Source organism: Wolbachia endosymbiont (group A) of Cephus spinipes (genome assembly GCF_964026895.1).
GTDB lineage: Bacteria > Pseudomonadota > Alphaproteobacteria > Rickettsiales > Anaplasmataceae > Wolbachia > Wolbachia pipientis.
On sequence record NZ_OZ034713.1, the window covers coordinates 221,297 to 233,558 of the forward strand.

At 35.9% G+C, this 12,262-nt stretch carries 7 protein-coding genes; 5 read left to right on the forward strand and 2 right to left on the reverse strand.

Annotation, left to right across the window (positions count from 1 at the left end; genetic code table 11):
- Positions 1–27: 27 nt before the first annotated feature.
- Positions 28–1,062 (reverse strand): hypothetical protein, encoded by a 1,035-nt coding sequence (locus AAGD59_RS01115; protein WP_015589478.1) that lies wholly within the window; start codon positions 1,060–1,062, stop codon positions 28–30.
- 136 nt (positions 1,063–1,198) lie between these two features.
- On the opposite strand from AAGD59_RS01115, the gene elbB reads away from it, so the two are divergent.
- Positions 1,199–1,906 carry an isoprenoid biosynthesis glyoxalase ElbB gene (elbB, locus tag AAGD59_RS01120; protein ID WP_022626165.1) on the forward strand — a complete coding sequence of 236 codons (708 nt, stop codon included), beginning with the start codon at positions 1,199–1,201 and terminating at the stop codon, positions 1,904–1,906.
- A 175-nt stretch (positions 1,907–2,081) separates the two neighbouring features.
- Positions 2,082–2,390: a hypothetical protein gene (locus AAGD59_RS01125; RefSeq protein WP_039963709.1), complete on the forward strand. Its 309-nt coding sequence runs from the start codon at positions 2,082–2,084 to the stop codon at positions 2,388–2,390.
- Between the two features lie 2 nt (positions 2,391–2,392).
- Here the strand turns inward: AAGD59_RS01125 and AAGD59_RS01130 are convergent, their stop codons facing one another.
- The gene (locus AAGD59_RS01130; protein WP_141456705.1) at positions 2,393–4,228 is read right to left on the reverse strand and encodes a peptidoglycan D,D-transpeptidase FtsI family protein; all 1,836 of its coding nucleotides are present in this window, start codon (positions 4,226–4,228) and stop codon (positions 2,393–2,395) included.
- 20 nt (positions 4,229–4,248) lie between these two features.
- Here AAGD59_RS01130 and ispH point away from each other — a divergent pair, with 20 nt between their 5' ends.
- From ispH to AAGD59_RS01145, 3 genes are all read left to right on the forward strand, one after another.
- Positions 4,249–5,178, forward strand: coding sequence for a 4-hydroxy-3-methylbut-2-enyl diphosphate reductase (ispH, locus tag AAGD59_RS01135; RefSeq protein WP_015589482.1), 930 nt, complete (start codon positions 4,249–4,251; stop codon positions 5,176–5,178).
- A 1,521-nt stretch (positions 5,179–6,699) separates the two neighbouring features.
- Positions 6,700–8,595, forward strand: coding sequence for a molecular chaperone HtpG (htpG, locus tag AAGD59_RS01140; RefSeq protein WP_141456863.1), 1,896 nt, complete (start codon positions 6,700–6,702; stop codon positions 8,593–8,595).
- Between the two features lie 38 nt (positions 8,596–8,633).
- A complete protein-coding gene (locus AAGD59_RS01145; protein WP_341812934.1) occupies positions 8,634–12,236 on the forward strand; it encodes a hypothetical protein in 3,603 nt (1,200 codons plus the stop codon).
- Positions 12,237–12,262 lie beyond the last annotated feature (26 nt).

The following is a 12,262-nucleotide window of genomic DNA, read 5'->3' on the forward strand; positions in this document are numbered from 1 at the left end:
ATAGTAATTTTTGCGTAAAAAAATGCATCAACTTGGTCCTGTGATTCCTCCTTCACTAACTCGTGCAGCACTTGAAATACCTAAGTGAGAAGATGGCTTCATTGCTGCAACTTTCTCATCAACAATTTTTTCTACCTCCTCTATTTTACCCTCACCAATGGCCATAATTTTAGATTGAAATTTCTCCATAAGTTCCTCAAGTGCTTCCTTATCACTTTCATAAGTACTAGTACCTTTTTCTCTAAGCTTTTTCATGTCATCTTCTGAAAAATTTTGAATAGTTCCATTCTTTACTAACTCTTGTATAGCAGATCGCTGCCCTTCATTTTGAAGCATGCCTATGACCTTTGCTTTACTCTGGGCGTTTTTTATTTTTTCACCTTCTTCGGACATATTATAGCCTATAATCTCTTGAGCCAAACTGTTGTATAATTTACTAAAGTTATCTTTTTTTGGCCCAACCTCAGGCAATTTATCCCCTAAATTTTTAGATAAACTTTTCACTGCTTTTCCTGCATCAATCGCACCTTCTTTTATTTTTTCCCCTGCCTTTCCTATACCTATTCCTACATAACGTGCTCCAATAGCTACAAGCGCTATTAATGTAGCAAGCACAATAAGCGGAGAAAATGCTACTCCTAATACCATTCCAGCAGAAGCTATTCCTATTTTTTCATTTGCAGAGGCTGATTTAAAATAATTGACTAGATTGTCCAGTGGACCTTTATTATTATTTATAACATTACTTATTGCTTGCTGATTAACAGATTTTAACGCCTCTTCTATTATTTTTGAGTTAACATTTTCAGAAGTTAAATCTTTAAGTGCTTCTTCAATGAGTTTTATAAATAATTCTTTATTTACCTCCTTTTGCAAGCCTTGGTCATTAATTGCTAAACCTAAATCTTTGAGGTTCATCCCTTTAACTTGTTCTGATAGGGTTGTAAATAACTCTTTTTTCCCCTCTTGTGAGGATTGTGCAATACTTTCTATTATATCTGAAATAGCTTTTCTTAGTTCTGGATAGTCAGTGTCAAAAAACATACTATTGCTAGATTCCATATTCAGCTTTGTTGATTATAAATATGCCTAATTATACATACTAATCATTAATTATATTATAATTGATATAACATACCCCTTTCCAAATATAGAATTTGTATTAAAATATCTAGATTATATGAAATCAAGGTACTTTATGGGTGAAAAAAAATTAAAAGCTGCTGTGGTCTTATCAGGGTGTGGTCACCTTGACGGTGCAGAGGTAAGAGAAGCGGTTTTAAGTTTGCTTGTGCTTGATCAGCAGGAAGTGGATGTTAAATGCTTTGCACCTGATATCAATATCACACAAGTTATGAATCATAGAACAAAAGAGGCAACAAAAGAAAAAAGGAATGTACTTGTAGAAGCAGCAAGAATCGCAAGAGGCGAAATATATGACTTAAAAGAAGCCAAAGCTGAAAATTTTGACATGCTAGTTGTACCTGGTGGATACGGGGTTGCGAAAAATTTATCTGACTTAGCTGAAAGTAAAGACATGGTGACAGTAATGCCTGAATTTGAAAGATTAGTTTCAGAATTTTTTGTTACAAAAAAGCCAATAGGAGCGATATGCATATCTCCAGCCATCATTGTTTCAATTTTAAGTAGCAAGATAGGTAAAGAAGAAAGTAAGGTTAAGGTAACTATAGGAGATGACAGAGAACAGTTGATAGAAAGGCTTGGCGGCGAGCACATAAAATGCGATACAGAGTTATCAATAGAAGACGAAGAACATAATGTATTTTCCTGTTCTGCTTATATGCGTAGCGACGAAAGTACATACTCTGTATATCAAGGGATAAAGCATATGATTGACAGCATGGTAAAAAAGATTAACAAAAAAACTAAACAGCCATTCCTATAAGGTGTACTAAATAAGACTTCTCTATTAATCACACAATTAACTGTTGAATTTTACATTTCTAGCTGTATTATGGCTACGTAGCTAAAGTAACTTAGGTTTATCGACGCTTTACTACTTGTTAGCGGTGTGGTGTAGTGGCCATATATGTTTAGTTCTTTTTTTTAAGGTATTTTGTATGTCAGATCTTTTCTATATTGAAACTACGTGTTGTGTGGACGGTCAGTGTGATGTCTATACAGGGGAAGTGAGTTTTAATGATGTCATGTTAGGCAAGTTCAGTCTAAATTCGTGCAGCGGGAAAGAAGCTATGATAAATCTAGACATTATTACATTCGATATTAATATCGCTATTGATGGTCAAAATGGAAAGACAATAAAAAAAGACCTTAAAGGTCTTGAATTTGTAACTAAAGATGATGGTTCTTGGTATATTAATAAGGATTTTGGTAATGATAAATTTGAAATTATAGTAAAGCAATCATAATTTTACATCTCAGGTGTAACATTTAGTATAGGTGCTACTCTATTTATAATGTTTCTTACTATAGGCGCAGCAATTACTCCCCCGGTATGGTGCATCCCTTGAGGCTCATCAATAGCAATTAGCACTATGTACCTTGGGTCAAGCATAGTTAGCACTCCTATAAATGATGCTATGTTTGCATCTTTGCTATATTTACCATCTACAACTTTTTCCGCCGATCCAGTTTTTCCTCCTATTGAATATGCCTTTATTTTTGCTTTTCTGCCAGTGCCATCTGTTACTGCTGCACGTAATAATTTTCTCATTTCCCTGGAAGTTCTTCTTGAGATAATTTGCTCTCCTATACTTCTTTTATTCAACATCAAGGTTGCGTTATGAAATATCCCATTGTTGATTAATGCTGCTGCAGTTTGTGCAAGATGTATAGGAGTTACAGCTATGCCATAACCATAAGATGCTGTTATTAAAGTGTTTTCACTCCATTTATCCGGGATTATCGGTGTGGATTTTTCTGGTATTTCTATTTTCAAAGGAGAAAATAGCTTCATAGCTTTAAAGTATTCTACCTGTTTTTCAATACCTAGTTTGACTGCAATTTTTGCTGCACCAATGTTGGATGATTTTACAAATATATCTTGCACAGTAATTTTTGGAATTTTAGATTTATGAAAATCCTGAATTTTATACTTTCCAATGGTGATTGGTGTTGATACGTCATATAAATCGCTAGTTTTTGTAGCGTTCGCATCAAGCGCTGCGGCTATTGTAAAGTATTTTAATACCGACCCCATCTCATATACCCCAAGACTGGCGCGATTAAACTTTTGTACGTCTTCTGCCTTATTCTGTAAGTTGGGATTAAAATCAGGTAGGCTGACCATCGAGATAACTTCACTATTTCTCACATTTAAAACAATTCCTACTCCGCCAAGTGCCTGATATCTGCTTACAGCTTTAGTTAGCTCTTCATGCACTATGCTTTGCACTCGTGTATCTAAGGATAGTTGAACATATTGATCAGCAGAGCGTGACCATCCCTGTCGGATGACAGAAGATTGTGCAGAAGCTTGGTCTGGTGTCATTCCAGTGCACTGACACTGGAATCCAGTTTTATGCGCAATTTCATCACAAACATTGTTTTTGACATATGTTTCTGGAATCCGTTGTTCATCACGTAATTTGTCAGTATTTTTATATCTGGATCCCAGTGTCACGCACTGGATCTGTTGTGTGGGGAATTGCTGTGCAGGAATTGCTTTCAAGTTGCAACATTCATACAACTGTATATCAGGTACTTGGATAACAGAATGTTGTTTGTTTTTACTTATATACGCCTCAACTCCTGCAATACCATTGCCATCTATGTCAGTGTAACCAAGCACGTGTGAAAATAAATTACTGTGAGGATATATACGCTTTATGTCGTCATAAAAATTTACTCCTGGTACACCAGCGTTTTTGATCGCTAGTAATTCTTTTGGAGTCAAGTGCCGCTTTATCCAAGCAAATTTCTTTTCTGAAGTAAGTACTCTATATAAGTTCTTGTATTCGAGGTCATGCAAAGTAGAACACAGTTGTGCTGCTATACTGTCCGGATTCTTTACTTTGGTTGCATCTATATATAGTGATGTTGTGGGCACATTTGTTGCTATTACCACTCCATTTCTATCTAAAATATCAGGTTGTTTATGTACTATATTATCTTTTCTAAAATTTTCTGAAGTAGTAGGTTGATCAAATGTTAAAGAGAATATGCGAAAAATAATTATTATATAAAATATAAATAATGGTACTATGAAACACAGTGAGCGGAGCTTATTTTTAAGTAATGCTTGCATATTTACTTGATTTGACAAAAATGGAAATCATCTTAGCTGAACCACGAGGTTTTTGTGCCGGGGTAAAAAGAGCTGTGGACATATTAGCTATTACTTTAGAAAAATATAAAAACGAGCGCCAAGTTTATGTGCTACACGAAATTGTTCACAATAAATATATAGTAGAGGACTTTAAGAAACAAGGAGTGGTTTTTGTAAGCAGTATCGAGGAAATTGAAGATAATGAAGGAATACTGATCTTCAGCGCGCACGGAGTATCAAAAAATATAGAAGATGAGGCAAAAAGAAAGGGTATTCAAGTGATTGATGCAACATGTCCTTTAGTTAGCAAAGTGCATAAAGAAGCAAAAAGGTATGAAAACAGTGGTAAAGAATTAATTCTCATTGGGCATGAAAACCATCCAGAAGTTAAGGGAATTAGGGGAAGAGTAAACAATCCTATCACTTTAGTGCAAACTTTGCAGGATGTATATGATTTAAAGGTTAAAGATCCAGATAATTTGTCTTATGTTACACAAACCACGTTAAGCATCGACGATACCCATGAAATTATTGTTGCCCTGAAGCTCAGGTTTCCAAGCATAACAGGTCCAGATTTAAAGGACATATGCTATGCAACGCAAAACAGACAAAATGCTGTTAAAAAGCTAGCTGAAATTGTAGACATGGTATTAGTTGTAGGAAGTAAAAATAGCTCAAATTCAAACCGCTTATTAGATCTGTGCACTGCTAGAGAAAAAAGAGCCTACTTGATTGATAATTACAGATGTGTAAATAAAAGCTGGTTCCAGGGCGTAGAAAAGATAGGAATCACTGCAGGTGCTTCCGCTCCTGACATATTAGTTGATGAATTAATGGACTACCTAAAAGTAAACCTGAGTGTAAAAATTTCAGTTATGCCAGGTGGTATTATTGAAAATGTTCAGTTTAAAATACCGAATCTGGTTTAAAACACAACTTATCTACTAAGCTTCTCTTGAAATCACACAGACCAGCATCTATAGCTAAGACGTCATGCCGCGATTCATTAGACTTCTTGCATAACCATATAACAAACTTTTATTGGGAATAGAAACAAAAAAACTTCCTTGACAAACTCCGCCAGCCCACTTATCATGATAGTGAAGCTATTGTATTTGCTTTCGCCAATCTGCAGATTAAAAGGTAAGGATTACTTAATGTATCGGCGTCTTATGTTCAATTTTTTGCAGTATATAGATACTGTATGTCTTTACAAAACTTCATCTACATCTAGATTTTTATCTAAATAAGCTGAACGCGCTTATAAAGCGTTACAAGACATCAAAAAATGCTAATACTCGACAGAGATAGTAAAAGACTAGCTAACTCGGGGATTCTTTGTCTTTTTTTCTGCTTAGTAAACTTCTTAAACATTTGCAGCGTAAGTTAGTTGCAATTAAAAGCAGCTGAATTTCGCTTGTCAAGCGTTTAAAACATAAAAAACGCCAATATTTTAAAGCGGATAATAACCCCAGGGCTTCTTTTGCCTTTTTTTTCGTTTGGTAAATTTCTTAATGTTTATGGCTAAACGACAATCGTCATCCCGCTGCTTGTTAGCGGGATCTAGAGATACCGCGAATGAATCGCGGTATGACGGTTCGCGGCGGTATGACGTAGGACTGCTGTCATCCCAGTGCCCAAACACTGGGATCCAGTTTTCTTTACAAATTCACCAAAAGTGTTTCATTCTATAACATAAAACCCATACTCACCAAATCTAATGCATTACTTGCAATTAAGTTTCCTGGATCCCAGTGTCTGGGCACTGGGATAACAAAGGAGGACGTTATTCCAGTGCCAAGCACTGACCATTTCTGGTCTCTTAAATTGCAACTAATCTAAGTATTAAAAAATTTACCAAGCGAAAAAAAAGGCAAAAAAAGCCCGATGGTTGGCTAGTTACTTACATTATACTTTCAAGTATGGCGTTTTTTTATTCTAAACGCTTAATAACCGTGACTCAGCCGCTTTTAAGCCGCAACTAATCTAAATTATAAACGTTAAGAAATTTACTAAGCAGAAAAAAAGGCAAAGAAACCCTAGGGTAGCTAATTATTCACTATCCATTTTTTAAGTTGGCGTTTTTTGATGTTTTAAATAGCGTATTTCAGCTTGTGTAGCTAGAAATTTGATAAAGACATGAGGTGCACATAGTGCAAAAAATTAAGCATGATTTACGCCAAATACATTAAGTTTTTTTGTCATTAATCCACTGCAGAGATTGCGAAGATAAATAAATAGCTTCAGTTTCATGATAAGGGGGCTGGCGAAGGGTGTCAAGGAAGTTTTTCGTTTCATCCAATGCGCTGCCAAAAGTTTGTTATGCAAGAGATCCCATAAATTGGGTGTCATAATAACTACACCCACATTAATTTTGGTGTACGTGACCTTGAAAGATCGTGATTCAATACTTAAATTATTAGGGTAGTAGGCAAATAATGGAGCTCAAAATGCATAATGTACAAGAAACTGAAAATTTAAAATTTGACGCTGAGGTAGGGAAAGTACTGAATATAGTGATTCATTCACTTTACACCAATAAAGACATTTTTCTGCGTGAATTAATATCAAATGCATCAGATGCATGTGATAAGTTGCGCTATGAATCTCAACTAAACCCTAATTTGCTAGATTTGAGTGACGAATTAAAAATCACTATCAGCTCCAATAAAGATAAGAACGAGCTATATATCACTGATAATGGCATTGGAATGAATAGACAGGATTTAATAGACAATCTTGGTACAATTGCAAGCTCTGGTACGCAAAAGTTCTTGGATGCGATTAAGAATAGCAAGGATTCAAGCCAAACTGTGGAGCTGATTGGGAAGTTTGGTGTTGGTTTTTACTCAAGCTTTATGGTTGCATCAGAAGTAATAGTAGAATCGAGAAAAGCTGGAGAAGAGGAGTCTTGGATCTGGCAATCCAAAGGAGATGGGGAATATTCAATCAGCAAGTCAGATAATCAAGTCCCTCGCGGAACCAAAATTACGCTCATTATGCATCCTGAAGAAAACGAGTTTTTAGATAAATTTCGTGTTGAAAATATTGTCACTACTTACTCTGATCACATAAATTTTCCTGTTGAATTTATAGACGAAGAAGGAAAAAGTGAAAAGTTAAACAGTAAGGCTGCAATTTGGACTAAGCCAAAAAATGACGTTACTCAAGAGGAGCACAACGATTTTTTCCGCAGTGTTGCCCACGTTGGCGGGGAGCCCTGGATGATATTGCATAATAAAAATGAAGGTGCAATAGAATATACAAATTTGCTTTATGTTCCTTCTATAAAACCTTTTGATTTATTCCATCCAGATAGACGTTGCTCTGTTAAGTTATATGTAAATAAAGTATTTATCACTGAAGATAATGTACAGATCATACCGCAGTATTTACGTTTCTTGAAAGGTATTGTTGATTCACCGGACTTACCTCTTAATATCAGCAGAGAAACGTTGCAGAATAATCGTGTTGTTGAGCAAATCAGGAAATCCCTCACTAAACGCGCGATATCAGAGCTCGGTAAAAAGGCAAAAGAGAATTTAGAGGAGTACACAAAATTCTGGACCAATTTTGGTGCAGTTTTAAAGGAAGGTCTTTGCGAAGCTATGCCAACTGATGAGAGAGAAGCGCTGCTCTCAATTTGCAGATTTAATAGCACCGGTGATGAGAAGTTGATCAGCATTGATGATTATATAAGCAGAATGAAGCCTGAGCAGGAACATATCTATTATCTCACCGGAAATAGCCTCGATTCAGTGAAAAACAGTCCGCAACTTGAGGGATTCGTCAGTAAAGGACTAGAAGTGCTCCTATTTGTTGATCCAGTTGATGACTTTTGGACTAGTGTAATTCATGAATACAAAGATCAGAAAATCAAGTCTGTAACCCGTGCAGATGTTGATTTGGAAAAATTCTCTTCAGAAGAAGATAAGACAGATGAAGAAAATAAATCAAATGGAGAAAAAACTGAGGAAACTATACTGCAATATTTTACCACAGTGCTTGGAGATTCAGTAAAAAGCGTAAAAATTTCCAAAAAATTGACTGATAGTCCCGTATGCCTAGCGGTTGATGAAGGTGCTATGGATCTTCGCATGGAGCGTTTTTTGCGTGAACAAAAGCAGCTAAATTACCGCACGCCAAAGGTGCTTGAAATTAACACTAAGCATCCTGTAATAAAGAGTATAATGAAATCTTATGCTGAAAGTGGTGAAAACCCAACATTGGAGGACATGGTTCACTTATTGTTTTACCAAGCTTGCATCGTGGAAGGCGAAGAGATGGATGACGCGAGCAGCTTTGCTAAGAGACTGAATAATTTGCTTGGCAAGATTTCTGTTTAATGCTATACTTAGCTTAGCTGCTAGTTAGGAGGTAAAACATGTTTGGTTCCAATTTTAGAGACTTTGTATCACAAGATACAACTTCACAGGGCCAATCAAATTCTGAAAGATTAATCAAAAGTTGGCATGGTTTTGAAAAACCAGATTCTGAAGATTCAGGTATTGAAGAAGAGTTTGAAGTTTTAGATAGCGAAAGTCAAGAGATACCAGCTACTCCATGTAGTACATCCCCTGAAGATCTAAGTTTAGAGAATGCAATACTTGCAAACTTTCCTGATGGTTGTGATAGGTCGTTTACTGTAGAGTTAAAAGATGAAGATTCATATGGTATCATTCCTAAAAACTTAACTTTTGCTGAGATTATAAATATCTTAAATCAAGCTATACAAGAAGATAATTGTGAAGAATTAGACAAGGTTGTACAAAATATTGAAGATTATGAAGGCAGGTCTATTACGCTGGATAATGAAAATCTCAAAGATTTCTGTTCAAATCAACTTAATTTGGAGTTACAAAACAGAAGCAACCATCAACATATATATTCAAATGTACTATCACAATATAAATTTGATCAAGAGGGTTTCAAGTATGATTATTCAGTAAAAGAATTGGTACTATTGGCAATTGCAGCTAATGACAAGCTAGTAGAGCAATATCAGGATTTTCTTTTTGCTGAAGAAAACTTAAGTCTTTTACCTCTCCTTGTTGGTAATCAAAAATATATTGAAGCTTTTATAGAAAAATTCCATGGTAACGATGGAGTTTACGGAAGATTAAAAGGTCAAGCTATACAACTTGTCGAACCTAATAAGATTGACTTCTTCTCAGCTACAGCATTAAGAAAAGAGCAAGAATTATTAAATGCAGTTTTTGTCGAATACGTTTTAAGAGATTTTGGACAGGTGTTAAAAACAAGTAAACCTGATCCTTTGTATGGTGTGCTTGAAACAGCGTCTCTGATCAAAAATGAAGAATTCATCACGATAGTGCTGGATGCATTTGAAAGATATATTAATGAGCTAACTAAAAAAGCCTCAACAGAAGAGTTATTAAAAAAGAGCTTTGCTACCTTGTTAGAAACTGCGATAAGTCAAGAACACATATCTGTCATTGAATACTTGTGCAAACGATACACTAATAGTGCAGATCATGCCATTTACGATGTATATAAACAAGCATTTACAGATGATAAAGTTATTACAATACTAAGGCAACAAATCCTGAAAAACATAGGAGCTCGTGGCAGAAAAGAAATTTATGATTTAATTCTGAAAACTGCATTGGATGCTGGTAATATTGCATTTATCGAGCACTTGTGTGAAAAATGTGCTAAATGCAGCAATGATGTTATCGGCTATCTCAATCAAAAATTTAAAAATAACGAATTTGATAACATACACGAATCAATCCTCATTGCATTGTCTAATGTTGAATACACAAACACAGACGTTATAGTCGAGGTGCTTTTTTACACTAAAGAAATCCATCAAAACGTATCACATAATGAGCAAGTGATTAGGCCGGTCATACAGAATATACTGAAAAATGCAACACACTACTCAATAGGCCAAGAAGATTACTCCTTAGTCAAGGAAGTATGTTACTTATGCACAGAAATTGATGCAATTAACATAATTTTTCGAGAGGAGTGTAAGATTTTTAAATCTAGCATAGAAAAGCGCATAGAAGATCTGGAAAAGGAAAACAAATTATTGCAATCTGAAGCTTTACGTGAATATAACAGCCGTCTTCCAGGTATTGTAAATGGATTAGTTCAGACTGCTTGCATAGTGTATGATGAATACACTAAAGATCCAAAAGACAATAAACGTCAAAAGAATATTGATCTAATATTCAGTTTAATGCAAATTAGAAATATTCTGCAATTTTCTATTGATGTGCAAAAATATTCCTGTCATGAACGTCAAGATTTGTGGGATGAAATGTGCCAAACTCCTGGAACTTTTATAATACGAAAAAGAAGTAATAACGTTGCAGATGAATTAGAAATTCCAGTTATAACAAGTGACATTCTATCAGAAAATCCAGGACTTGAAAGTACTGGCAGTCAACAACCACAAGAAAATGTGGACAGACGAGAAAATATTATGAACAATGAAGAGGCTTCAATAGAAGAAGCTATAGATAATGATTATAGGGGGGGTAAAATGTCTAGAGATAAAAAAAGTACAAAGCAGAAAATGTCTAGAAATAAAAACAGCACAGAGCAGAAATTGTTGAATGCTATCTACATTCCTAAGACGATGGAGAGTTACTTAAAAAGGAATAATATAAAAGATGAACCTATTTTGAAGAGTATCATAGACAAAGTAAATGCTGAAATTCAAAAGAAGAAGGAGGAGGAGAAGAACATTATCAATCCAGGTCCTACTAAGAAGCAAAGATGCATTGATCAGAGAAACACACTCTTAAAAACTAGAGATTTTCTTGAAAAAAAGATCAAAAGCATTGGAACTGATGCTAAGGCTGCTGTATCATCAGTAACTGATGTTAGCGCTACTACAAGTAGTCACGAAGCTCCTGTTAATATTGATGATGAGAAAAAACAAGCTCATGCTCAACCTGCTGAACATGTACCAGAAGAAAGTGCAAAACTTAAGGCACAGCCTTCTAATACTCAAGAGCAACAAAAAGTTTCTGAGACTCCAGTTCCAGAACAAACGGATGATATTGAAAGTTTAAGTACACAGGACGCTCTTGTTCTTCAAAGTAAAAGTGCTACCGTGTTATCAATTGATGGTGAGGATAAACAAACTCCTGTTCAACCGGTAGAGTCTGAAAGTAAAGGTGATCAACAAGGTTCACCACCACTTTCACCACAGAGTTCTGCGAGTGGTGATGTTGAAGGTACAGAAGCCTCTGCTAATGCAGCAGTAACTACGCCTGAAGAAGCACGTAGTCTTGTGAGTGATGGTGAGCATGATAAAATCGTGTCTAAAGAGCACCAAGATGATGCACTAGAAAAAGATTTAATAGATTTTTCAAGTGATGATGGCAATAGTCCTCTAGGAGATCCAGTACCTACATCAACTAACGAAATCCCTGGACAAGAAGATGGTACTCAAACTACCACCAGGCAGCAAGAACCGAATCCAATTCCAACACCTACACCGGTGCCAACGCCGAACCTAACACCAACACCGAATCCAATTCCAACACCTACGCCGGCGCCAACGCCAGGACTGACACCGGATCTAACACAAGATCCAATTCTAACACCTACGCTGGTGCCAACACCGAATCTAACACCAACACCGAATCCAGTGCCAACACCAGAACCAGTGCCTTCAGTAGCTAACAACAAATCTGAGCAGGTGAATGATACTCAAACCAATGGCGGGTTGCCTAATAATTCAGGCAAAAATAATGCTATTCCACAAAATACAAAAAGTAGTAAGCTGCCTGTTATAGCTGCTTCTGCACTTGCAATAGCTGGTATTATTTCAGGGGTGGCTGTTGCAGTTTACTTGGAAATGTTAGCGGTAGGAATAGTAGTTGGAGCTTGTTGTCTGGTTGCTGCTGCAGTTATATACTGCTGTACACCTAAAAGCCAAGTTGAAAACAACAAGGTTGACAAACCTTTCAACACGAAGGAAGCATCTACTACCGTATCTGTATAATAAATATTGTAGTTTACCATTTAATA